A 25,699-nucleotide genomic window follows, 5' to 3' on the forward strand; every position below is an offset into this window, starting at 1 on the left:
GTAGTGGTATGTTTAAAAATATGACTATATCGACCAAACTGGTTGCAGGCAGCTTTGGTTTCTCGGCTGTAATGGCATTTGCATTGATCTATGTGCTGACAACGGTTGAAAGTATCTCTTCGATTAGTGTTGAACAACAAGTGTTAGTCGAGCAGCAGATTAACGCGATTAGGCACCAGGAAGAGATGCAGCTTCTGCAGCGAGTAGAGCGTAATAAATACTTACTGGCGAGTGAGATCGATAAAGAGTTTCGGGAGCTCAGGGCCTGGCTGTTGGATCTGTCGGTTAGCTGGTTAAACGAAGCGGAAGATCAGGCAAATATCACCCAGGAACACCTTAATAGTAAGCTTGCGGAGCTGGCGACTCAAGACGGGGATTTAGCTAGGACACTCACAGATAAAACTCAGGCGTTTTATGATGTGATGCTTGAGGCTGTGGATGCTTATGTCGATGATAATCGAGTTAAAGGTAACTCATTGATTGCCGGCAGCAGACAGCAGGCTGAGGATATTGAGTTGTTGATTTTGCACTTTCAACAAGCCGCGGATAAAAACTTCGAACAGGTCAGCCTACAAGCGAAATCGGCGAGTGTGGACGTCACTCGTTCCGGAAATTTGGTGAGGGAGGCGGCTGACAGGATAGTTAACAAGACCGCTGAATTGTTCACCCTGTCACTCATATTACTTATCGTTATCATTCTATTGAGTATTATCTATACCTATGTGATGCGTAGAGAGATCTGTACCCCCATAGAACGGCTTCGCAGCACAGTTGAGTGTATCGAGAAACAGTCGGATCTGACTAGCCGCTTCGAAGTCAGGAGTATGGATGAAATTGGTGTCACAGGTGTCGCTTTCAACCGTATGATGGAGCAGTTTGGCACTATCGTGAGTAAGGTGACCGATGCTTGCCAGCAGCTCGATGCAGCAGTTTCCGATCTGGTGAATATTATGCAGGAGACCAAGCAGGGAGTCGTGCTACAGCAGCAATCTACTGAGCAAGTCGCTGCGGCAATCAATCAGATGGCCACTACGGTACAAGAAGTGGCCCAACATACCGAGCATGCAAAACAGGCAACACTTAATGCCACCGATGCAGCGAGTCATGGCCGTCAAATGGTAGAGAGTTCGGTTGAGCAAACTTTAGGCCTCTCAAAAATGATTTCAGATGCTAATCAGGCTATTGCTCGAGTTGAGAAAGATAGCAGCGTCATCGGGACTGTACTGGATGTGATTCGAGGCATATCCGAGCAGACCAACCTTCTGGCGCTCAATGCGGCGATCGAAGCGGCGAGGGCGGGTGAAGCGGGTCGAGGTTTTGCGGTTGTTGCAGATGAGGTACGTACATTGGCCCAGAGGACTCAAGATGCAACGGAAGAGATAAATAAGATTATCAGTAACCTGCAGTCGGGTACGCAACATGCGGTAAGTGTCATGTCCCAAGGTGATGACGATGCTAAATCTGTCGTTGACCAAGCAGAAAAAGCCGGTGCTGCGCTGAAGATTATCGAAGAGCAAATCACCGAAATTAATCAACTTAATGCCATGATTGATTCTTCTGCAGAGCAGCAAGCCTTGGTTGCCGCTGAGATTAATCAAAATATAGTGTCTATCAGTGATGGGTCAATTTCAACGACTCAGGCCGTAGAAAAAACCGTATCGGCCAGTGAAAACTTGTTGCAACTGTCACGACATTTAGCCAGCTTAGTCCAGCAATTTAAGGTCTAAGCCAACTCAATTCTATTAGCTTGGTTTATTACCACAAAGAGCCGCAATCGTGTCCAGCGGCTCTTTTTTTCAGCAATCCAATTACCTAGTTACACTGAGACTTACCTGCTTCATAACAAGTTGGCTGACGTGGACAAACAGCCCCTCTGGAGCAGATGAGTCTGGCTTGAGTATCTATGCCTCGCTCGACCCAGTTGATATTGAGAATTTTAGCCACACTGGTTAAGTCCTTCTTTATGGCCTTGGGGATCTCGGCTTCGCCGCCATGCTTAACGCAAGCTTGTTTTAATTCTGAGGCCATCGCATTAGCGTCTCCTCCCTGAGCTTCGATAGCGGGGTTGAGATCTATGCCGGCACAGAGTACGTGATTGTTGCCCGCCATATCTTTTACTCTTATTGACTCACAGCTGTAAATCCTAGGCTCATTGTCGACATCGAGTATCGACAGTTGTGCAGATGAGCCAGTACTGGTTTCATTGATTTTTCTAAATACAGCCCAATGCTGACAGGGGTCTTGAACTAAGCGCATATTGCCCCAGGGAAGTGGAATACCGTTGCCGCGATAGACGGCTTTTAATTTCCCTGGCGCATAGGCATCGAAATAATGCCAGTGGGGATAGGGAGAGACAACCGTCATGCGGCGCATGGCAACCGATGCGGACACCCCCACTTTTTCATGAACATTTATCTCATAGCCATGACGATCTAACATCTGCCTGAAAGGGACTTTGGGGCAAAGCAGGGCGCCGGCAAAGAAACTGGACTCAAAATCACGCCAGGCGTGGAGAATGTCCTGTGCATTGACCGTCGAAGACTGTGGTGTGCCATTGTCCATCTCGGTACTGACCTGACTTCGTCCAGTGGTGAGTACAGATTTCAATCCATCCTTGTTGTGCAATACACAGTGGCCTATGTGCACCGCCAGATCATACTTGAGTCGAGTCGGGTTCGATTTCAGGTGTTTATTGATATAGATGGTCGAAGGCGGTTCAAAAAATGAAGTCACTAGTTGAGTGGAGGTGGCCCCCATCTCATCAATAACATCTTTGGGGGCACGGTCGACCCATTTTATCTTGAGGCCCATACCCTTAGCGATATCCATGATATCTTCCTGGGCGAGTGGCAGGCGTTTCTGTCCTATCTCTTCGGCCGCACGTTCAAGATCCGGGAAGTGATTCTGATGATGTTCCTGATGGGCGCGGATCAAAAGATGAGCAAACTGTCGTCCGGTGACCCCTGTTTGTGACAACATCTCAGGTATGGCAATCTGTAATATATCTTTGGAAAACAAAAAACTTGGCTCCAGCGCCATGCCGTTTATGCCACCACGGCGGCCTTTATCTGGCGTGATAGCTTGATCTTCAGGTACATCATCTAAAAACCAATCGACCTCTTTCTGAAATACTGCCGCGATGACGGCTAACATGCCTGCACTGGGCACTCGTTTACCGCGCTCTATCATAGACAGGTATGACACTGAGGGGGCGGTTTCCGGGTCGACCCGAACACAACGAGCAGAAAGATCTTCCATGGTGAGATGGTTTCTTTTTCTTAGGTTACGAATTTTAGTACCAAGAAAATGTGATTTTCGCATTAAGCTTTTTGTTGTTCTCATTTTGTAAAATTCACACTGTATAATTTTAATTGTGAAATTGTAGTCAAAAATTAGCTAGACTACAAATCAAGCAATCGAGAAAGAATGAATATGAGTGACTCACTTGAAGTAAAAATGAAAAGCTAGGTGATAATTCAATTATAAAAATACTAGTCGTTTGTTAATAATGGAAAATAACCCGAGATTGATTTGAGAGGATAAGGCTATGGATATATCAACTATCAGCAGTGAATATGGCGAGCAAAACTTTACAAACCTTATCAATGCCGGAATTGTCAATGTGAAAACTGCAGAAGCAGTCACTGATACTGACATTATGGCTAATGCCAAACAGTTTCTGGATAACACCTTTCCATTAGCTAAAGGTTCTCATAAAGAGGTGCGTAGTTACGTGGTTTACTATCAACAGCTGTTGATGTTTTTTGCCGACGGAACCCATACGGGGCTGAAGAATTCAGGGCAATTTGTTGCGCTAAACGGCCATAAGAGTGAACCTGAAGCTATCTTGCTTAACAGTAACGGTACCCATGTGGAACTGAGTTTCGATCGCGGCGGCAAGACAGGTATTAAAGACCAGGCCCACATAGATGATGTCAGGCTGGAAGGCCATGAATATTGGATTAGCTTACTCAATATTGAAGAGAAGCGAATCATTGAAAACTCACAAGCTTCGCAAATCTTCACGGCAAAAGATGGCAGCGAGTATCCGCTTAAAGGCTAATACCAATTGATACTATAAATATAGAAAAGCCGGACAGACGCTAAGGTCTATCCGGCTTTTTGATGTTTGATTCAAGTCGCTAGGTTTTATCCAAGCAGCTAGTTGCCCCAGATATTGGTATTGAGCTGATTGTCATCATCGCTATTGTTATCAGAGTTAGCATTTGACCTGTTACTCGCCTCTCGTAGGCTCTTATCACTGGCCTGATAGTGATCATCTCTTGGCTTTCTTGCCGGTAAAGGTAATTTATTCATCTTCAAATAAAGATATTCAACCTTCTCTCTTGCCCAGAGGGTCTTACGCAGGAAGCGCAAGCTGGATTTAATACTTGGATCATGATTAAAGCAACGAACATCGATGCGAGCGCCTAGCTCTTCCCAGCCATAATGTTCGACTAAGTCGGTGAGTAGGTCTTCTAGCTTGATACCATGTAGTGGATTGTTTACTTGGGTCATGAGTTCATTAGATTAATTGATATTGAGTTAATTATATCAGTTAACCAGCAAGATTGAACAGGGGAGGTTTTAGCGTAGGAGGAAAAGAGGGCGCATGCGCCCTCAACAAAATGTATAAAGCTGAATAGGTTTACTGGAAAGTAAGCTCCCAATTGTTGATGGTGCCAGTATCACGTCGAGCACTGTCTACCGCTTTTAGTGTCCAGTCACCTGCAGATTCAACACCTGTCATATCGACGGTGTAGCTTTGGACTATGTTGTTTGTGCTGCCGCCAGCGTTATCATGCAAGATAGCAAATTGACCCGATGGGCTATGCAGCTCGACTTGTAGATCACCAATATAAGTGTGGCTGATATTCACTTTCACTGTCACGGTTCCAGAGTCACCGGTTCGAGTGGCAGATATCGGGCTAGTAACGCCGACTGAGCTGTTATCAGGAATGGAGTAACCGTTAGTGTTGGTGTAGGTTGCCGGGCCACCTGTATTTCCGCCACCGCCAGTAGATTCCGTGAAATTAGCGACTAAGCTGACTCCGCTAAAGGCAGTGTAACCTTGAACCATCACGTAGTAAGTGCCGGCTTGCGCATTACTGATAGGACAAGACTCACTGTTGCCGCCTTCCCATGAGCGACAATCATAGCTGCCAGTGGTTGGCGCCGCTGCGTACTGCACATACATATCCGCATCGCCACTGCCGCCACTCATGGTAAAGCTCAAATCAGTTGCGTTAGCCGGGACATCGACAGAGAAATGAAGCTCGTCATTCTTAGCGCCTGCCAAGCTGTTTTTCGCTACACCGTTTTCAAGCACAAACTCTCCTGGACCTGTGCCCGGATCGGTAGGGCCATCACAAGAGGCATCGAGATAAGCCTTAGCGGCTACCGCATCGATAAGACCATAACCTGTTTGATTATCACGTCCAGCAGTACCAAGATCTTCCGCCGTTGCATTTAATGCTGAGCGGATTTGCATGGCGCTACACTCTGTATGATGACTCCATACTAATGTTGCCACACCCGATACATGAGGGGTCGCCATCGAGGTGCCGTTGTAGTATTCGTAATCTTCGTTTGCCGTGTTAGCGACAGTGACCGTTGAGCCTAACCGTGCTTGTAAGGCCTGACCCGTTGCGCGATCGACTGAGACAGAAACCAGTGGAGCTTCGTTGTTGGTATCGACGAGGAAGGGATTTTGTAGGCCCGGAAGTTCGGTATTACCATAGACGATAACTGCACTTGCTCCTGCTGAGTTACAGGCTTTAACTGCATCTATCTCGGGGTAGCTAGCGCCCTGATTACCGACGCGCTCAACTAAACAAACCTTAGCGTTCATATCGCCACAGTTAAAACTGCTACCAGAAACCGAACACTCTGCTAATTCTCCGGTGACACTGTCATTAACTGGAGTTCCAATATGGTCGGTGCCAGACTTTACATAACGATTATGTGGGACGATACCATTATCGAAGTAGGACTGGCCGTCGATGGTTATGTCGGCTAAACGTCCTTCACCCAATGTCACTGTCGATAGAATCGCTTCACCTGGACCTGAGATCTCAACCTGATTAGTGTATTGGGAAAATGCAGCATGATCTTTGTTGTTATCAACGGCTGCCACAGACATTACCGCATCGTAAGAAGCCGGATAGCTGTGAGTACTATCACCAGCGTTACCTGCCGCGGCAATTAATAGCACGCCATTATTCGCGTGAGCCGTCATGGCGTTCTTTTCTGTGGTGCTGGAATTGCCACCACCCAGAGACATAGTGACTACGTTAGCGCCGTTACTGACGCAAGTATCTATGGCCGAAACTAGAGATGAAGAGTACCCCCAACCAGCTTCGTTAAATACCTTGATCACATGAATGTTGGCTGTTTGGTTTGGCATCACACCAACAACCCCTGAGTTGTTGGCGATGGCTGCAATGGTGCCTGCCACATGAGTACCGTGAGCATTATTGTTACCTGGATCGAACCAGTTTCCAGTACCTGAATTATTGGTGCCCGTGACATTATTGCCACTCAAGTCACCATGGTCGCGATCGTAACCCGAATCGATAATACAGATGGTGCGATTACCAGCCATGGAGTCACTCAAGCTGGTAGCGCCCACATAGGTTTGACCCCATGGAGTTGTTTCACTCAGCAGGTGTCTGGGCATGTCTTCTTCAACATAATCAACATCTGAACGAAGACGAAGGGATTGAATACTCTTTGAGTCGAGTTTGGCTGTATAGCTATTACTGCGACCAATGCGCTTCATCTCTCTTGCTGAAACACTATTGAGTGCTCTGTGATGAGAGAAGACTTCGTTAGTTCTTGGCACATAGCTCATCACACTCATTTCATCAGACGCTGATTGGAAACTTGAAGCGGCTTGAGCATTTTTAAATTTTACAATATAGCGCTTAGGCAGCGGAGATGTTTGTTCAAAACCTGTAGCACTCGATTGAAGCCCCGGGGTAAAGGTCGGCGCAGCTTGCACATTAGCTGAAATGGCGATTGCCAAGGCAGATAAGCTGAGTGCAACAGATGTTGTTTTGCTTATTGTCATAGTTGTCTTCCATGTTAATTAGAATTAATCATTATTATTAGGTCTATTTTTAGTGGAAACTAAAATAAACTGGTTACTCGTCAGTGAATGTAACTGTATGTAATTGAATTGTAAAATTAACGTTAACACCTTGGTGTTATTTGGCTGGAGAGGGTAATTAAATCTTTACTGCATAGTTATTGCGTTTAAAACGCATTAATTCGCGGGTTTGGTAGGTAATTGTGAGTTGGTATGCGGATAGTGATGAAATCAATACATTTAGAATTCAATATCCTAAATGATTTTCATTGTGGTTTTTTAATGTTTTATTCTTGTAAGGCATTGAAAGTATAGGTTAATAGTATTAGTTGATATTGGTTATAATATATTCTTAAAAGTAATATTGATGAGTGGGAACAACGCCAATTACTAAGGTTTGTCATAGGGTTAAGGTAAACTTTTGCCAAATTGAAGCTAATGCTGAGCCTCTAAAGCTTTAACTTTATCTAGCATGAGAAAGGGGGATTTGGACGAGTAATACCAATCGGTATAAGAAGTGCTAAATACTCGCTGAGTGACCATACCTTTATACTGATTGGTATAAAGGTGCATAAAAAGTATGAATCTGAGGAGTCAGTGATCTAGACCAGGTGTATTATTAAGGTGTCGATAACTCTTCACAAGGTTTAGTGAGTTATCGACAAATCATGCTGAGCTAGTCGCTTAATTATTGTTTGTCATCTTGCTTAAACTGACTCAAAGTTTCAAAACCACCGCCATTATAGCTCTGAGTGAAACCTTCCGAGACTAAGGTATCGAAAGCGATACCGCTGCGTCGGCCACTGCGACAATAGAGTACAATTTGAGTGTCTTTGGCGATGTCGAGCATTTTTATTTCAGCGGCTATCTCTTCGAAAGGGATATTGATCGCGTTATCTAAATGTCCCGCCGCGAACTCCTCTGCCGTTCTGACATCGATCACTGTGGCCCCCGCATCTATCTTATCCCATGCGACTCTCGGGTCTTTATCAGCCGCCAAGGCGAATTGACTCATCAAGAGGCTAAGTAACGCGAAAATGACCATAAAGCTGTAATTTTGCATACTTCTATGGGCGATATTTATCTGATTCTTCACTTTATTTTCCTTATATTTATGAATGAATATGACGAGTTAGTTTAGATGCTTTTAATCTCTATACTTTTAACTTATAAACATTGGGCGCTTGCTAATGCATTAAGCAGAGCAAGCGTCGGCAACAATCTAAGGTTTCACTATTCAGTATAACGTTCGGAAGGCATAGGGTAAATGTGTACCCAAGTATCCTTACACAGGGGGAATCAATGCCACTTAAGCTAACTAATCTTTGAGATAATAAGTTAAGGTTGAGACGACTCTCACACGCTTGATATAAGGGGTATTGCTGTCCCTATCGGATATACTAAATTGGCCCTGAGAGGCATTTTTTATCTTACCGAGTACCGAATCTGAGTCCTGGGCAAACTTATCGGCTATTTGTCTGGCATTGGTCGTAGCGGCTTGCACCATAGCGGGCTTGACAGAGTTGAGCTCTGTGAACAGAAACTCAGTCCTACTGTTGTAATCTTGATTTGAGATAGCAATGCCTTCTTTGGCCAGCTCGAGCATATTTTGTCTGCTTTCTAAGAGAAGGTCGACTCTCTGGGTATAGATAGAGATGGTCACTTTGGCCGCGTAGCGGTATTTCACATTGGGGTCCACATATCCCTGTGCCTGCCTGTCTTCGATTGAGGGCTGAGAGCTGGATATCTCATCGATGGTAAAGCCTTGTTTAAGCAAGAAAGAGATCACCTTGTCTGTCTGAGTTTGTACCGTCTGATATAAGGTTGTGAGGTCATTGTCGACTTCGGTGAAGCGGATTGGCCAAATAGCGACATTGGCTTTAACTTCCTGTTCGGCAAGCCCCTTGACGGTAACCGTTCTATCCATGGACTTCATCTCGATTAGGCTATGTCCAATGCCATAGCCCAGCAGTGCCAGACCAAAACAGAGTAAGGAGCCTAATATAAGTGCACTTATCGCGTTGTTTTTATTCATTCTAATCCAATTCCTTGAGTGGAAACCTGAATAAATAGTATAGATTTATTTTGCTATTGAAATCTAGCTAAGAAGTTTTTAATAAGCGCATATCCTGATATTTTCTTCAGGCAGCAAAAAGCCGCACTGAATGCGGCTTTTTCATGACTATCAGGGACTAAATAAATTTAGAACTTGTAGTTGTACTGCATAGAGTAGTAAGTCGCATCAGAGCGAGTGCTGGCATGAATATCACCTACAACTTCACTCATTTCTGTCAGTGACACATCTTCACCGCGGACGAAGGCTATGCCGAAGTCGAGACTGGTGTGTTTAGACAGGTTGTAAGTTGCACCTGCTGTATACCAGTTACGATTTGAGTCCGGGATTGAGATAGAGCTGACCTCGCCGACTACGCCTTGGTCATGCATGTAACCGGCACGAAGTGTCCAAGTGTCATTAAGTGTGTAAGTACCACCGACGCTGAATAACCAAGAGTCATCCCATGCGTAATGTTTAAGTTGAACATCACCTGGGTCCGAAACTGAAATCTCATCAAAATCGCCCCATGTGCTTAACTGAGCCGTGTAGTGAACGGCAAACTTGTCAGTCAGCTGATGAAAACCTGCAACCTGGAAGATATCAGGCATAGGGATATTGATCTCTTCAAAATCAACTCCACCGTAGTTCACGGTACCATCTGCACTCATTTCTGGACTGAAACGATAACTGATGCCGAAACGGTTATCAGCATTGATTTCATAAACTGCACCGACGATACCACCGAATGCGACGCCATCGGCATCAACATCAACTAGATCAACTGGTACGTATGAACCACCTTCACCTAATGGTAACTCTCCAGAACGAGTCAAGGTGCCTTGGCCATAGATAATATCGACACCAGCACCGACGCTGAAATGTTCGTTGATGCGGTAAGAGGCACTTAGATTGAAGTTAATGGTGGTGACTTCTGTTTTACCAAGTAAGTCTACAGGTGCGGGAACTTTTACACCGCCACCTACAGGAACAGGGTTCGATAACTCACTAGTATCGGTACCTGTACCGAAGTTACTGAACATAGCCACACCGTAAGCGAACTTGTCGTTTACCGGGTTAATATAGTAAAAGTTAGGGATGATCTTGGCTTCCGCCGCATCATCGACAGAACCATAGTTCAGACCTGTATCGCCATGAGTAACATCGCTAACCTGAACCTGTACATCGGCGTAAGTCAGGCCCATAGAGAGTTGCTTCTCATCAAACAGCGCCATAGCTGCCGGGTTGCGAGATAGCACAGAAGCGTTATCTGCGATGACGGCGTCACCAGCGAAAGCACGGCCAATTCCGGTAGCCGATTGGCTGTTTAATTGAAAACCTGCGGCCATAGCTTGTGTACTTGCAAGCGTAACGGCGATAGCTAATAAAGTCTTGTTGAAGTTTTTCATCATTATCATCTCTGTAATTTTAGGACCGGAAATTCAAACTCAGCTTTTGTCCGCTTTTTTAAAGTTTGATGTGAGTCCACTTGTTAGACCAGTGCATCTTAGGGTTGGTTTTTCCCACCAACAACTCCGACCAGTTGCAAATGTCAGTTGCATTTTTGTTAATTAAATCATGAGTTTTGAGGTTATTGATGTGTGTGTATTTTAACCGTGAGCTGGAGCGCCTATCATGAGGCGTATCAAGGCTTTTACTGGGTTTGAATTTACGTTGCGGGCTTGTGAAAAATAGGGTTGAAAATAAATAAAAAAAATAGCGTACACGTGTACGCTATTTTGGGTTTTTGAGGGGCTAACGTCTTATTTTTAGTGCTTATAGTTTTGAAGTAAATACTCTAAACTGCTCTTTTACCTTATCGGAAGGGGCAGATATTTTACTCACAATCACACCTGATAGCGTTGCTAAAATGAAGCCTGGTAAGATTTCATAGATATCGAAGATGCCACCAGAAAGCTGTTTCCAGATCACAACTGTGAATGCACCGACTATGATAGTCGCCACCGCACCATTTCGACTGTAAGCACTCCAGAAGAGCGAGAGTAACACCACAGGACCAAATGCCGCGCCAAACCCTGCCCATGCATAACTCACTAGTCCAAGAACGCTGCTTTCTGGGTTGAGTGCAACGATACCGGCGATAATGGCAATCGCGAGTACGCCGATACGGCCCACTAACATCAGTTCTTTGCTGCTGGCTTCTGGGCGTAGCCACTTCTTATAGAAATCTTCGGTGATGACACTAGAGCAGACCAAGAGCTGTGAATCTATGGTGCTCATGATGGCCGATAAAATCGCGGCGATAAGCAGACCGCCGATCCATGGGTTAAATGCTGCATGTGCCAGGTGGATGAAAACGGTCTCAGGATTGGCCAATGGATCGTTGGCGAAGTACAGGCTACCGGCTATGCCCGTTGCTAATGCACCTATGAGGGCGATAACCATCCAGCTCATGGCGATACGACGCGATAGCGGAATATCATTGGCACTCTTGATGGCCATGAATCGAGACAGGATATGTGGTTGACCGAAATAACCTAAGCCCCATGCGAGAAGTGAGATTAAGCCGATGACAGTGGTGCCTTCATTGAACATGGAAAGCATGGCCGGGTCGATACTGTCTAGACCATTTTGGGTTTCAGGCTGACTGAAGATAGCCACCGGGACGATTAATAGGGCAACCAACATCAAACAACCCTGGAAGAAGTCGGTCCAACTGACGGCAAAGAATCCACCGACAAAGGTGTATGCGACAATAATGGTCGAGCCGATAATCAAGGCTAAGGTGTAATCTAGGCCGAAGACTTTTTCAAACAGTATCGCACCGCCTACCATGCCAGACGAAGCATAGAAGGTGAAGAAGACTAGAATAGTGACCGCTGAAACCAGCTTGAGTAAGCCTTTGCTGTCTTCGAAGCGTTTCTCGAAGAAGTCGGGTAGAGTGAGGGCGTTATCGGTAAATTCCGTGTATATACGAAGACGCTTGGCCACGAAGAGCCAGTTTAACCAGGCGCCAAAGACCAGACCTATACCAATCCAAGCTTCGCCTAATCCACCCAAATAAACTGCACCGGGTAATCCTAGTAATAGCCAGCCTGACATATCAGATGCACCAACACTCAATGCGGTGACGGCCGGGCCCATGCTTCTGCCACCTAAGATATAATCGTCAACTGAGTCTGTCGCTTTATAGGCCCATAGGCCGATCCCCATCATTAGGGCGAGATAGCCGATGAAGGTAACTAATATCGGTAATTCAATATCCATGCTTATGCCATTATTATTTATTTTAAAATGTGGGCGACATGCTAGCAGATGTTAGATGCGAAGCTCAATATTGATTGGAAATGTGAAGCTGGTAGGTCCTGTGGTGACCCGGTGCCACCACAGGTTGTTACGAGTTTAGATGAATATTTGTTGAATCTCTTCCTCTACGTAACTTATGTCTGCATCATTTTCACTAACGAGTAACATGTAGGCGTTGTCGGTTGTGAAACCTCTTCCCTTGTACTTGTCATCGGCAAAGGCTTGTTCGAGCACCATACGCTCCTCAATGGGGACGATAAAGAGGGTAACCTTGCTATGCTCTCCCTGCATAACCAGATGTAGGCTCTTCACGCCTTGAAAGTCACAAAAAGTGCTGTAATAGACTTTACCGGGTTGTTGAGTGAACTTGGCATTGCCTATTGTACCCATAGAAGCCAGCTGAAAATTAACATCCTTAAAGCTGACATTTTGATCTACGCTCAGTGCTTTAGTCTCATGATACACATGGGCGAGGGCATGTTGCCCTAGATCGACGGGAGCCATCCTTAATAGGGTGAAACTGATCCCTGCGATAAAAGCGATTGATGCGACAAGTGCCAACGTAAACCCGGACTTACGTCTCTGCCTCTGATGCTGATGCAGCTGTTGATTAAGCAGCAATTTGGCCACTAAATCTTCCGGTACATCAATTTTTAAGGCTCGCTCAAGTTTTTTATCGAGCTTCTTTAATTCATTGACGAAAGCTGCACGTTCAGGGGCAACTTGCATCGCCGCTAAAAAATCATCGTCCTGACAGTTTGGCTCTCCATAGGCTTGACGTCTAAACTTCAGCTCATCCATTGGATTGACCTCTTACTTGTGGTTGTTCTATTAAATCTTTTAACTGGTTTCTGGCACGAAACAGTCGAGTCATTACGGTATTACGGTTGAGATCTAATATTTTTGCAATCTCTTCGCCGCTAAAGCCACCAATAACTTGTAAAATTAAAGGTTCACGGTATTCGATCTCTAATTTTGAGATCTGTCTGCGGATCAGATGCTGCTCTGCATTATCTTCGGTGCTCGTGGAGATATGATCTTCCAGTTGCTCTTGCTCAATATCTGAGTAATCGAACTGTTTCCTCTCGAATCGACGGGCATTCTCTCTTCTCACTATGGTGATAAGCCAGGCTTTAGCCGCTTTATCATCCTTTAATGACTCGAGTGAGCGCCAGGCTCTGAGAAAAGTCTCCTGAGTGATATCTTCCGCAATATGCTTATCCCCGCATAACCAGTAGGCGTAGCGGAATATATCTGCATGGAGTGCCCTGACAAGGCTATCGTATCGTCTTTGTTTACTTAGCATGTCAGAATTGACCGAGGAATCGGGTTTTTTATTTCGCAGGCGATTAAACATTTTTAAATTAGTGCTCGATTAACTACCACAATAGTGGCTAGCTTAACCTGCTTGAAGGGAATGGCAAGAAGTTAACTATAACTTCTTGCCAAAGGCGTTGAGAGGTCTACTTAGGATTAAGATCCACCAGTGCAGAGGTCCGCTGCTGAACCTTCTTATTTTTCGATGATTTCACCGCTTCGATGATCATCTGATAATTCACTGGAGTTTGTTCCTTACTGAAGGCGCTGATCTGCAGCTGCGAAATGACCTGGTTCAGCTCGAGAGATAATCCGGCAATATCGGCAAGGCTCATGGAGCGAGAATGTTGCTTACTGTAATGAGTTTGAAGCGCCGTCAATACTTTTCCGGCGTTTTCCTCTTTACAGGCAGCTTCCAACGTCGATAAGTTAGTTCCTTGCTTAGCCGTTAGGACGGGGGAGGCTTGGCGTTGAACATTCTCATTGTTGCTTACTGCATCAGGTATGTTGTGGGTCGATGCCGAGTCACCCTGGTTAGTGGTGAGTTGTTTAATCTGACTGCGACTCTTTTGCCAGAGCGCTAAGGTGGCTAACCATAAGGCGGCAAAGATTAAGCTTAACCAAGGCCAGTAGTCCGATGTATCTGTAGCAGAAGTATTAGTTATCTGAGGTAAATTGATTTCTGCTACGTCGCTGCCTATCACTGTGATGGTTCTGGCGGGGAGCGTCGCTTGCTCCTGACGTTTAGTGTGAGGATTCCACCAAGGCACTGTGACGGCCGGTAAGGTGTACTCTCCGGCTTTGGTTGGCACTATGGCTAAGGTTTGGGTCAGCTGTGACACCATCTGTTTATCTCGCAAGAACGTCTTGCGTACCGGCTTCTCCGGGTAGGTTTTAAGATCTTGGGGGACTGGTATTAGGATCTCCGGTAAGCTAGTGTCATCCGTATTCGATGCCAGTAAACTGATGGTACGTGTGATAGGGTTCCCGACTTGATATTCCTGAGTCTCTTCCGGCCAGTCTTCACTTAGCGCGACCAGATCTGATACTAACCATTCACCGTGATACTCATTGGGTATAGGGTTAATAAGTAAGATAGATTTCGCGGCTCTGGCTTCCATGGGGCGGCTTTCATTGAAAGAGAACATGCCGCCTCGACGAGAGCCTTGCACTAACACATCGCCCGAAAAACCTGTGCCGTCTATGGTCAGTTCTCCGGGTAGATCGGCAATGATGCCGTATGTGCGTTCGATGACTCGGTAGCGGCGGCCATTGAAAATTTCTGTCGTATCGACATCTTCACCCAGTTGCTTGATCTGTGCACCATCTAAGTTAGGGGCACTTAACAGCCCTCGCTGAAGATCCACCGCTAAGAAGAGTTTCACTTTATAGATGATGAGTTGTCCCACATAGGCTTCTTCAGTGGATAAGCTGGTACGTATAAACAGGTTCCTCATCTGCTGGGGTTGACTGCCTGCAGCGACGACACTGAGTTCGATAGGTGTAGATTCGACTCCGTCTATGCTCAAAGAGGGGATCAAGATAGTGCCGGCATGCTTAGGTGCCAAGAGGATTTGCCAACGAGTTTGCTTTCTCGAGTCGAAATTAACAATTTGTGTGCTGCGGCTGACACTGGTGCGTCCCACAATGAAGTCTTTGAGCAGGGGGGATGTATCTAGATCCCCGGTTTTGACATCATCGTCGGCACTGATGGTCAGTACTAAATATTCCTTTTCAACGGCAGGGTTTCTATCGACAGTTGTTTCCAGCTGGCTAATGGCAAAAGTGGGAATGGAAAAAACTAGCGTCATTAAGGCTAGTAATAAACGTCTGGAAACTACCATTGCTGCTGATCCTTAGAGTTAGCATTTTGTCTTGCACGTTTTTGATATTCGAGTTGCATCTTATTTCTCAGTAAAACTTGCGGGTCGTCGACCAGAGATCTTAACGCACGCTCCATCTCAGGAGGAAGTGCTTCTGGTCCTTCATGCATTTGAGCCGCTTGGGCTTTTGCCTGAGCTTCTTCCTCTGGATTTTCATCGGCTGCTTGGGCGTTTTGCGAACGAGCCTGCTGCTCTTGCTCTTCTTGACTATCATGGCTGTTGGTTTGTTTGTCCTGCTCACTGTCTTGGTTATCTTTTTGAGACGGCAGTTTGTCCGGATCGGCCTGCATGTCGGCATCGTTATTCTTACTTTTTGAGTCTTGATTTTCTGAGCTCTTTTCTTCCGAGCTTTTATCTTCCGGGCTCTGATCTCCTGAATCCTCTTTATCTGAGGCACTGTCTTGCTGTGAGTCATTGGATTGTGATTGCTGCTCTTGATCAGATTTTTGCTGCTTATCTTTGTCTGAGTCTTTGTCGGCATTGTCCTCAGACTTTTCTTGTGAGTCTGACTTGTCTTGATCTGGGCTATCTTGCTTCTGTTGCGCTAATTTTTTGGCAAGTTCTAGGTTATCCTTTGCACCAGTCAATTCCGGGTTTTGTACTAATGCCTCTTGATAACGTTTTATCGCCTCATCATATTTATTCTGCTGCATCAAGCTGTTGCCTTGATTGAACAAGCCGCTAGCGGAGTTATCCTGTTCGAACAATGACAAAGCCTCATCATACTCTCCAGCCTTATAAAGGGCGCTGGCTTGCCATTGAGGAGATGTAAAGGAATCTGACGCCTGCTGATAATCCTCTGCCTGATAGGCTTGCATTCCTTGTTGATCTTGGGTTTGCCAGAGATTGTCCCAGGTCGATGCCTGAACCGGAGTTGGGATATAGACGATAAAGAGTGCAACGACCGCAACCAATCCATGCCTGAAACTAAGCAATACAGGCAGCAGGAGTAATAGCGCGATATAGGGGCCAGCATCTTGCCAGATCTCTCCATCGAGTTCGGTTGCCTTAGTATCGCCGGTTGTCGACAACCAGTTTTGCATCTGCTCGAGATCCCGCCCATCACTTCTATAGGGAATTAATACACCATCTGCAGCCTGTGTCAGCTCATTGAGCAACGAATAGTTCGTCTTAGCGACGACTACTTGGTCGGCATTATCCCTGAGTAGCTGTCCATCTGGCAGACGAATGGGTGAGCCTTGCTCACTGCCAAAAGCCATAATGGCTAAGCGGTATTGGGTGTCTTGTAAGACGGCTTTTGCTGCACGCATCTGTTGAGTCGATACGCCGTCTGTGAGCAATAAGATGTCACCGCGTATGTGTCCTCCTTGAGCGAGTAGGTTTTTCCCTTGTTCCAACGCTGCTACTAAGTTAGAGCCTCGAACCGGCATTATATCCGGTGATAAGGTTGGCAGTAGGTTGAGTAAGGTTGCTCTATCCCGCGTCAAGGGGCTGATGGTGAAAGCATCCCCTGCATAGGCGATGAGTCCGGTTTCACCCTCTTCAAGTGCGTCGATAAGGTCGGTAGCTTTAAATTTTGCTTGTGACAATCTATTGGGGGACAGATCGCTTGCGTACATAGACAGAGACATATCCATGACGATAACTCTGCCCTGAGCCGCTTCGTATACTGGCAGAGATTGCTTAGTGAACGCGGGTCCCGACAAGGCAAGCACGGCCACGAGCCAAGCTAATCCGAGATACCATAACTTGCTGCGCTTTATCTCGTTAGTCTGGGTGACTAACAGAGAGGCTAGATGGGGAGCAATGTAACGATTCCATGTCGAGTTTTTTCGTTCACTGCGCCACAGTAATAGGATGAGGATTATCAGAGGGATGAGTGCGAAAAACCACTCAGGTCGAAGAAAATGCATGTTTATCTGTCTCCTCGACGGGCCGTTAACCATTGCACGGGTCGATTAAATAAGGGGAGTTGAGATAGTGCCATTAAGATAGTGAGCAACAAGGCGGCAGTCAATGGCAGATAAAAAAGTTCCGATTGAGGTCGATAGCTGAGTTGATCTCGGCTAATGGGCTCGAGTTTATCAATTTCTTGATAGATCTGCTCCAGATCCTGAGAACTTCTGGCCCTGAAGTACAGGCCTCCTGTGGTTTTTGCCAGGGAGCTTAGTTGTGCTTCATCGAGATCCATCGACGGGTTGACCCTCTCTGTACCGAAGATAGAACGTCTCTCCATGACATCTGCGCCGACGCCGATTGCGTAGATCTTCACTCCACGCTTAGCGGCGATAGCGGCGGCTTGATCGGGAGAGATGGAACCTGAATTATTGGAGCCATCGGTGAGCAGCACTAAAATCCGATTACTCTTGTCGACCATGTCGAAACGTTTAACCCCTAAGGCTATCGCTTCGCCTATGGCGGTTTGTTTGCCGACTAGTCCTATTTGAGCTTCCTTTAGAAATTGCGCGACAGAGCGTCTATCCTGGGTCAGGGGGGCCTGCAGATAAGCATGATCGGCGAACAGAATAAGGCCTAACTTGTCTCCCTTACGACGTTCGATAAAGTCACTGACCACATCTTGTATCATGGTAAATCGATCCACAGTTTGTCCGTTGAGCACCATGTCTTCAATCTGCATACTGCCGGAAAGATCCACTGCCATCATAAGATCGCGGCCCTTACTTGGCAGCTCGATAGCATCACCCATCCACAAGGGGCGCGCAACGGCAATCACTAACAGCACCCAGACTAGCCAGTAGGCTTTACGGGAATGTGCTTGTTGCTGAATTTGCTCAGCCCCATTTTCACCTATGCCGGGCAGATGAAGATGACCGCTGATTTCGACTTCTTGTTGCTGTTTTCTGAAAATGAGTGGCAGTGGCAGAAGTAAGAGTAACCAGGCCCATGCGAGAGTCAGCATTGTGCCTCCTTGTTGTTGGTACCGATATTCTTAGCGTCTTCTTTCAATGGTAAGGCTTGCTTGAGCCAGTCGGTGGCTAACATCTTGAGCTCTTCGGCCTCTTTTTGAGTCAGGCCTTCTCTCTGGTAGCGCCTGTCGAGCAGGGCTTTCAAACGCGGATTAACAGTGTTAACTTGCTGCGTCATCCACTGGTGCCAACTGTCGCCTTGAAGACCAGCCACCTGTTCCCTTGAGAGGTAACTCATGGCTGCGCGTTTGATTAAGCTATTTATCTGAACTGGGATATCGGCGGCATGTTTATCGCTAGATGTGTCCAATGATGCGATGGCTGATAAGACTTCGCGTTTTGGCGCCCTGTGGCGCCTTGCTTGTTTGAGTTTGAACATGAGAGCTGTGACAGCTATCAATATCAGTGCTAGAACCAGCCAGTAACCTAAGGCCATTGGCATGTTACTGATGGCCTCGGGTGTATGAATGTCTTTCAATACGGTGAGGGCGGGATTGGCTGTGGGCTGCATTATCTTAACGCTCCAAGTTGATCGTTAAGGGTCATGCCCGCATCTAATGTGCGTGTGTGAACATTTAATTTTTGCATCATTTGAGTAAACTGGGCTTGGGTCTGAAGTTGTTTTTGCAGCCAGGTATCATAGCCGGCTCGATTGAGGGTTAGCTCCTTATTGCCATCTTTTACTGGCAGCTGGAACTGTTTGGGCAGTGTTAGCTTGCCTTGTCTCAGGGGGTCTGTGATTAAGAAGGCCCCCATATCGCAATGGCGTTTTAGATCTGACAGAGGCGCAAGACAAGACTCATTGAAATTGCTGCCATCGCTGATTATCCAGATCAATGAACCAGGCTTAGCTATGCGCCTGAGCCTTTGACATGCACGGAACATATGATCAGGCTCAGCCTGATGTGTAGCCAGCCGAGCCAGTTGTTGCTTATGCACTGATTCGATGGCTGAGATGAGTTGTAAGATGCCTTTCTGGCGGCTTCTGGGCTTGAGTTCAATATGCTCATCTTCTGTGGCAATCAATGCCCCTAATCTGTCGCTGTGTAGGATTGCACTCCAGCCAAGAGTGGTGGCCAGATGTGCAGCCTGTACCGATTGCAGCAATAAGCTGGAACCAAAATAGAGGCTGTGGCTGAGATCGAGTAAAATCAGTACTGGCCGCTCGCGCTCCTCAACGAAGAGCTTAGTATGAGCCTTACCCGTACGAGCCGTAACGCGCCAATCTATGGTTCTGACATCATCACCGGGTTGGTATTGCCGTACTTCGGCAAACTCCATGCCCCGGCCCTTAATCAGACTGGCCCTGTGTCCCGAGAGACTCGCACGGGCTTTAGAGCGTTTCTCGGGAAGCGCTCTGGCGATATTTTGGCATGCTAGCAGCTCTTTTTGATTCAGGTTTACCCCGTCGGCAAAAAGAGGGAGGACAATTTCAGACACTTAAGGCACCGCGACTTGAGACAAAATATAATCGATCACTTGGTCGCTACTCACGCCTTCGGCTTGTGCCTGATAACTCAGGAGTAACCTGTGTCTCAATACATTGGGTGCCACGGCTTGAATATCTTCCGGTGAAACAAAATCGCGCTCCAGTAACCAAGCTCGTGCTCGGGCACAGCGCTCCAATGCGAGTGTGGCTCGTGGGCTGACACCATACTCAAGCCAACTGGCCAGTTCATCGCTGTAGCGTTGCGGCTGTCTGGTCGCCATCACTATGTCGACGATGTATTTCTCTAACGGCTCGGCGAGATAGAGTTCCAGTGACTCTTCGCGGGCTTCGAAAATATCTTTCTGAATGATAGGTTCTACAGTGGGAGCCGCTTGCTTCAAGGCTTCTTTACGTGACATACGCATGATCTCGAACTCAGTTTCCGCACTGGGATAATCCAGCTTGAGATGCATCAAGAAGCGATCTAGTTGTGCTTCGGGTAGCGGATAAGTCCCTTCGTTCTCTAGGGGGTTTTGCGTCGCCATGACCAGAAACAGTTCAGGTAATTTATAGCTATTCTTACCTACGGTAACTTGACCTTCCCCCATTGCTTCGAGCAGAGCCGACTGAACCTTGGCTGGGGCTCGGTTGATCTCATCGGCTAAGATAAGATTGTGAAAAATAGGGCCAGCTTCAAATTCAAATGTCGCCGTTTGAGCACGATAGATGTCAGTTCCGGTTAAATCGGCTGGTAGTAAATCCGGGGTAAACTGAATTCGATGAAAATCCCCTTCGACGCCGTCACATAGGGCCTTTACCGCCCGGGTTTTCGCCAGACCAGGAGGTCCCTCGACGAGTAAATGTCCATCTGCGATCAAGGCTATTAATAAGTTTTCGGTTAGGACAGGTTGTCCCAAAATGACCTGATTAAGGTATTCGCGTAACGCGTGAAATCGACTCAAAGGCATGATGTTACTCGGCTTGTTTTTATTCGTTAAGTTATAGACCAACGACATGGTAAAAAATTCACATAGGGTTTGGCTAGTGCCAATTTACCTTTTGTGTATATAAAGTCATATTAATTGTACGACTTAGTTATATGCTGCATTGTCGCTTTAACTACATTTAGATATTTGTAATATGCATATATAGGACAAGATAAATCAAAATAAACTTCATTAAACATTGTTAATAAAGGTTTTTTTAATATTTTTCAGCCTAAAAACCAAACAGGTGTTTAAAACTTTCCTGTAAGAAGTTAGAATCAGATCACACTTTAATGGTCTGACCTGTTATATGCAGTACAGTCGGACAGATTAAAACGCGGCAAGGAAATAATAGCGTCAAGAGCTAAATATCGGCTAGGCGTATAAGAAGAGGGCGGCAAATGAGTCACAGACAACAGGTAACGAACGCCAAGGGCGATCGTATTGCAATAGTAATGGGTTTAAGAACCCCATTTGCTAAACAAGCTACGGCGTTTCACGGTGTTTCGGCACTGGACATGGGCAAGATGGTCGTCAACGAGATGTTGTCTCGTTCGGAGCTTGATCCTAAGGAAATAGAGCAGCTCGTATATGGACAGGTTGTTCAGATGCCTGCGGCGCCTAATATTGCCCGAGAAATTGTGTTGGGTACAGGTATGAATGTGAGTACCGATGCCTATAGTGTTAGCCGTGCATGTGCTACCAGTTTTCAGTCTACGGTCAATGTTGCCGAGTCAATTATGACGGGTAATATCGATATCGGTATCGCCGGTGGTGCCGATTCATCTTCGGTTCTGCCGATTGGTGTATCGAAGAAACTGGCTCATGCGTTAGTCGATCTGAACAAGGCCCGCTCTTTCAGCCAGAAGCTGGCTATCTTCAGACGTTTAGGAATAAAAGATTTGTTCCCTGTTCCACCAGCTGTTGCCGAATTTTCTACTGGCATCTCCATGGGCCAAACCGCAGAACAGATGGCTAAGACGTATAACATTAGCCGCGCCGATCAAGATGCTTTAGCACACCGCTCTCATACGCTTGCCACTGAGACATGGAATGCGGGTCATCTTAGAGATGAGGTCATGGCGGCTCATGTTCCTCCTTATAAGCGTTTTATCGACCGTGATAATAATATTCGTGAAAACTCTAGCCTGGAATCCTATGCCAAGCTAAGACCTGCATTCGATCGTAAGCATGGTACCGTTACCGCGGCCACCAGTACGCCATTAACCGATGGTGCTTCGGCGGTGTTAATGATGAGTGAGAGCCGTGCTAAAGCACTTGGCTATGATCCCATCGGCTATATCAAGAGTTATGCTTTTAGCGCCATCGATGTGTGGGAAGACATGTTGATGGGCCCATCTTATGCGACGCCTCTGGCATTGCAACGTGCGGGTATGGAACTCGAAGATCTGACGCTTATCGAGATGCATGAGGCCTTTGCGGCTCAAACACTTGCCAATATGCAGATGTTTGCCTCGAAAAAGTTCGCCGCAGAGAAACTCGGCAGAAACCGAGCCATAGGTGAGATAGATATGAGCAAATTTAATGTGTTAGGTGGCTCACTCGCTTATGGTCATCCTTTTGCCGCAACGGGCACTCGATTAATCACCCAAGTCTGTCGTGAGCTAAAACGTCGAGGCGGTGGTACAGGACTCACCACGGCCTGTGCGGCAGGTGGTTTAGGTGCAGCAATGATAGTAGAAGTGGAGTAATTCTTATGGAAAAGACATTTAATTTAGTTCGCCGTGAAGATGGCATCGCCGTACTGACGATAGATGTACCCGGCGAAACCATGAATACCTTGCGCACCGAATTTGGCCCTGAGATCACTGAAATATTGGCGGAAATTAAAGCCGATAAAAGTATCAAGGGCCTAGTGTTAGCTTCTGGAAAGAAAGATTGTTTCGTTGCCGGTGCTGATATCTCCATGTTGGATGCTTGTACTTCTGTAGAAGACGCTAAGGCGCTGTCACAGCAAGGACATATCGTATTTAACGAACTAGAAGCCATGTCTATCCCCGTGGTTGCGGCGATAGATGGTGTGTGTCTGGGCGGCGGTCTGGAGCTGGCATTGGCGTGTCATCAAAGAGTATGTAGCCAAAATGGCAAGACCATGATGGGCGTACCTGAGGTGCAGCTAGGCCTGTTACCCGGTGGTGGTGGAACCCAGAGATTACCTAGACTCGTTGGTATTACTACGGCATTAGATATGATGCTAACGGGTAAGCAGATCCGCCCTAAGCAAGCGTTGAAGATGGGCTTGGTCGACGATGTTGTCCCCGAGTCGATACTGTTAGCTACCGCGGTTGAAATGGCGCTTAAAGGTAAACGTGCGCCTAAGAAGGTGAACAAGTCTCTGGTCAACAAGTTGCTCGAAGGCACTCCAGTTGGCCGAAATATCATCTTCGATCAAGCCGGTAAGCAAGTTCAGAAGAAGACTCAAGGTAATTACCCAGCGCCTGCAAAGATTATCGATTGCGTGCGCCAAGGCATGGCTAAGGGAAAAGCCAAAGGACTCGAAGTGGAAGCCAGCCATTTCGCCGATCTGGTCATGTCGACAGAGTCGGCCGCATTAAGAAGCATCTTCTTTGCCACGACCGAGATGAAGAAAGAGACTGGCGCCGGCGATGTTGTGCCTCGAAAAGTCAACAAGGCAATGGTACTCGGTGGCGGCCTCATGGGCGGCGGTATTGCATCTGTGACGACCACCAAAGCTAAGATCCCGGCGCGAGTCAAAGATATCAGTGAGCAAGGACTTAGCAACGCACTCTCTTATGCCTATAAGCTTCTCGATAAAGGCGTAAAGCGTCGCCATATGACGCCATCGGCTAGAGATAATATCATGTCGCTGATGACCACAACCACTGAGTACAAAGGCATTAAAGATGCTGATATCGTGGTTGAAGCCGTATTTGAAGACTTGAAGCTTAAGCATCAGATGGTAAAAGATGTCGAACGTGAGTGTGGCGAGAACACCATTTTCGCTTCAAATACCTCTTCACTGCCAATCTCACAGATTGCCGAGGCGGCTGCTCGTCCCGAAAATGTCATCGGTTTGCATTATTTTTCTCCGGTTGAGAAAATGCCGCTGGTTGAAGTTATCGCCCATAAGAAAACCTCGCCCGAGACCATAGCAACCGTGGTTGCCTTTGCCCGTAAGCAAGGTAAAACGCCAATAGTGGTACAAGACGGTGCCGGTTTCTACGTGAATCGAATTTTAGCCTTGTACATGAACGAAGCTGCACAATTGCTGCTTGAAGGTCAAAGTGTTGAACATCTAGATAAGGCACTGGTTAAGTTTGGTTTCCCTGTCGGCCCTATGACATTACTCGATGAAGTTGGTATTGATGTAGGCGCGAAGATCTCTCCTATATTGGAAGCTGAATTAGGTGAACGATTCAAGGCGCCTGCAGCGTTCGATAAGCTACTGAGTGATGACAGAAAGGGTCGTAAGAACGGTAAAGGCTTCTATCTGTACGGTGGTAAGGCCAAGAAGAAAGGTAAGCAAGTCGATGAGAGTGTTTACCAAGTCCTAGGCTTGAAACCTGGCGTGAATGCTGAAGTTTCTGAAGTCGCGCAGCGATGCGTAGTTCAGATGCTCAATGAGGCTGTACGTTGTTTGGAAGAGGGGATTATCGCATCACCTCGTGACGGTGATATTGGTGCTATCTTTGGTATTGGCTTCCCGCCATTCCTGGGTGGACCATTCCACTATATCGATACACTAGGAGCTGGCGTCTTAGTTGCTAAGTTAGAGAAATACCAAGCTAAGCACGGCAACAGATTTGCACCTTGTGATAAGTTAAGGGAGATGGCTGAGACCAATCAGCGCTTCTTCGACTGACCTAAGTTCGATCGAGTTAGGTTCGAGGTGTAGCTAGCTAAGGGTAACTTTAACCTAAATCGAACTAGATTATTTAACAATGCGGCAACATAACGCCGCATTTTTTTGTTTCTAAGGAAAATCCCCGCCTAATTTATGTTCACTTTCTATGATGTTTTTTGTACAATCCCGCGGCTTATAGGGTCAGAATAGATTGAGGTGGTAGATTAGTGCTGGTATTTACAAATGTACAAAGTGTTGTAACCCTTATTTGTGTGCTTTTTCTATCGGGTATCGTCATGGGGAACTTAGCCTTTCGAGCTGGGTTGGGCGTCAAGCGCTGGATCTTGCTGGGACTGCTGATTGGTCCTGTAGCCTATCCGTTATTTAATACCCATAAACATTATGCTTGGCGACGTTCAGTCGGTAAGTCTTCAGGATCATTAAGGTTCTAGTTTTCTGTTTCTGTTCTGCTGCGTCAGTTTCGATGAGCAAGCTGTAGTTATTAAGTATAAATCCCTAAATAACGAAGTTAAAAAAGGAGCCCTAGGCTCCTTTTCTGTACTTGCTTCACGAGTTATCTAACATATCAGCTCACGGATAATATAAGTCTACTTCCACCACACTTTGGCAGGGATAACTTCTAAATGGTTCAGTCCTTCTGGAAGCTGTACTTTGATACGGGCTGGCTTGTGAGTTAGGCCTAGTGCTTTCTTAATTGAATCAAACATAATAATTCTCCTTAGACCTTAAGCAATTTCTTGGTTGATGAACTTAACGTGTGGAGCACCGGCGAGTTCAACAGGCTTGAATTTCACGTGTGGAGCACCAGCGAGTTCGATAGGCTTGAATTTCACGTGTGGAGCACCAGCGAGTTCGATAGGCTTGAATTTCACGTGTGGAGCACCAGCGAGTTCGATAGGCTTGAATTTCACGTGTGGAGCACCAGCGAGTTCGATAGGC

At 46.5% G+C, this 25,699-nt stretch carries 19 protein-coding genes and 1 pseudogene; 4 read left to right on the forward strand and 16 right to left on the reverse strand.

The genetic code is table 11. The annotated features are described in order from the left end of the window. Positions 1 to 8: 8 nt before the first annotated feature. Entirely contained in the window at positions 9 to 1,727 is a 1,719-nt protein-coding gene (locus FS373_RS06705) for a methyl-accepting chemotaxis protein (protein ID WP_144047221.1), read from the forward strand. Positions 1,728 to 1,812: 85 nt separating this feature from the next. Here the strand turns inward: FS373_RS06705 and FS373_RS06710 are convergent, their stop codons facing one another. Beyond that, entirely contained in the window at positions 1,813 to 3,342 is a 1,530-nt protein-coding gene (locus FS373_RS06710; RefSeq protein ID WP_144047220.1) for a DUF3612 domain-containing protein, read from the reverse strand. 205 nt (positions 3,343 to 3,547) lie between these two features. On the opposite strand from FS373_RS06710, the gene FS373_RS06715 reads away from it, so the two are divergent. After that, positions 3,548 to 4,063 carry a malate synthase gene (locus tag FS373_RS06715; RefSeq protein ID WP_144047219.1) on the forward strand — a complete coding sequence of 172 codons (516 nt, stop codon included), beginning with the start codon at positions 3,548 to 3,550 and terminating at the stop codon, positions 4,061 to 4,063. Between the two features lie 98 nt (positions 4,064 to 4,161). Here FS373_RS06715 and FS373_RS06720 read toward each other — a convergent pair whose 3' ends face one another. The 14 genes from FS373_RS06720 to FS373_RS06785 form a co-directional block, all read right to left on the reverse strand. Continuing rightward, on the reverse strand, positions 4,162 to 4,518 hold the full coding sequence (locus tag FS373_RS06720; RefSeq protein ID WP_144047218.1) for a VF530 family DNA-binding protein: 357 nt from the start codon (positions 4,516 to 4,518) through the stop codon (positions 4,162 to 4,164). Positions 4,519 to 4,648: 130 nt separating this feature from the next. Further along, entirely contained in the window at positions 4,649 to 7,072 is a 2,424-nt protein-coding gene (locus FS373_RS06725; RefSeq protein WP_152828986.1) for a S8 family serine peptidase, read from the reverse strand. A 706-nt stretch (positions 7,073 to 7,778) separates the two neighbouring features. Beyond that, entirely contained in the window at positions 7,779 to 8,153 is a 375-nt protein-coding gene (locus tag FS373_RS06730; protein WP_152829106.1) for a rhodanese-like domain-containing protein, read from the reverse strand. A 255-nt stretch (positions 8,154 to 8,408) separates the two neighbouring features. Next, positions 8,409 to 9,125 carry an SIMPL domain-containing protein gene (locus FS373_RS06735; protein WP_144047216.1) on the reverse strand — a complete coding sequence of 239 codons (717 nt, stop codon included), beginning with the start codon at positions 9,123 to 9,125 and terminating at the stop codon, positions 8,409 to 8,411. Between the two features lie 167 nt (positions 9,126 to 9,292). After that, positions 9,293 to 10,552, reverse strand: coding sequence for an OmpP1/FadL family transporter (locus FS373_RS06740; protein WP_144049038.1), 1,260 nt, complete (start codon positions 10,550 to 10,552; stop codon positions 9,293 to 9,295). Between the two features lie 367 nt (positions 10,553 to 10,919). After that, positions 10,920 to 12,371 carry a sodium/proline symporter PutP gene (putP, locus tag FS373_RS06745; protein ID WP_144047215.1) on the reverse strand — a complete coding sequence of 484 codons (1,452 nt, stop codon included), beginning with the start codon at positions 12,369 to 12,371 and terminating at the stop codon, positions 10,920 to 10,922. Positions 12,372 to 12,506: 135 nt separating this feature from the next. Further along, positions 12,507 to 13,211 (reverse strand): DUF3379 domain-containing protein, encoded by a 705-nt coding sequence (locus FS373_RS06750; protein WP_144047214.1) that lies wholly within the window; start codon positions 13,209 to 13,211, stop codon positions 12,507 to 12,509. Beyond that, positions 13,204 to 13,767 carry a sigma-70 family RNA polymerase sigma factor gene (locus tag FS373_RS06755; protein ID WP_144047213.1) on the reverse strand — a complete coding sequence of 188 codons (564 nt, stop codon included), beginning with the start codon at positions 13,765 to 13,767 and terminating at the stop codon, positions 13,204 to 13,206. The genes FS373_RS06750 and FS373_RS06755 overlap by 8 nt, the downstream gene beginning before the upstream one ends. Positions 13,768 to 13,873: 106 nt before the next feature. Continuing rightward, positions 13,874 to 15,571, reverse strand: a complete 1,698-nt coding sequence (locus tag FS373_RS06760) for a BatD family protein (protein WP_152828987.1) — start codon at positions 15,569 to 15,571, stop codon at positions 13,874 to 13,876. After that, a complete protein-coding gene (locus FS373_RS06765) occupies positions 15,565 to 17,484 on the reverse strand; it encodes a vWA domain-containing protein (protein ID WP_152828988.1) in 1,920 nt (639 codons plus the stop codon). The genes FS373_RS06760 and FS373_RS06765 overlap by 7 nt, the downstream gene beginning before the upstream one ends. 2 nt (positions 17,485 to 17,486) lie before the next feature. Beyond that, entirely contained in the window at positions 17,487 to 18,491 is a 1,005-nt protein-coding gene (locus FS373_RS06770) for a vWA domain-containing protein (protein ID WP_144047211.1), read from the reverse strand. Beyond that, entirely contained in the window at positions 18,485 to 19,009 is a 525-nt protein-coding gene (locus tag FS373_RS06775; protein WP_144047210.1) for a DUF4381 domain-containing protein, read from the reverse strand. The genes FS373_RS06770 and FS373_RS06775 overlap by 7 nt, the downstream gene beginning before the upstream one ends. Next, a complete protein-coding gene (locus FS373_RS06780; protein WP_144047209.1) occupies positions 19,009 to 19,938 on the reverse strand; it encodes a DUF58 domain-containing protein in 930 nt (309 codons plus the stop codon). The genes FS373_RS06775 and FS373_RS06780 overlap by 1 nt, the downstream gene beginning before the upstream one ends. Beyond that, positions 19,939 to 20,895, reverse strand: a complete 957-nt coding sequence (locus FS373_RS06785; protein WP_144049037.1) for an AAA family ATPase — start codon at positions 20,893 to 20,895, stop codon at positions 19,939 to 19,941. A 419-nt stretch (positions 20,896 to 21,314) separates the two neighbouring features. Here FS373_RS06785 and fadI point away from each other — a divergent pair, with 419 nt between their 5' ends. Both fadI and fadJ read left to right on the forward strand, forming a co-directional pair. Next, positions 21,315 to 22,625, forward strand: coding sequence for an acetyl-CoA C-acyltransferase FadI (gene fadI / locus FS373_RS06790; protein ID WP_144047208.1), 1,311 nt, complete (start codon positions 21,315 to 21,317; stop codon positions 22,623 to 22,625). Positions 22,626 to 22,630: 5 nt separating this feature from the next. After that, complete coding sequence (gene fadJ / locus FS373_RS06795; protein ID WP_144047207.1) at positions 22,631 to 24,757, forward strand: fatty acid oxidation complex subunit alpha FadJ; 2,127 nt, start codon at positions 22,631 to 22,633, stop codon at positions 24,755 to 24,757. Positions 24,758 to 25,485: 728 nt separating this feature from the next. Here fadJ and FS373_RS06810 read toward each other — a convergent pair. After that, positions 25,486 to 25,699 (reverse strand): annotated as a pseudogene (locus FS373_RS06810) (hypothetical protein); the annotation flags it as partial.

This window comes from Shewanella sp. YLB-07, assembly GCF_009377275.1.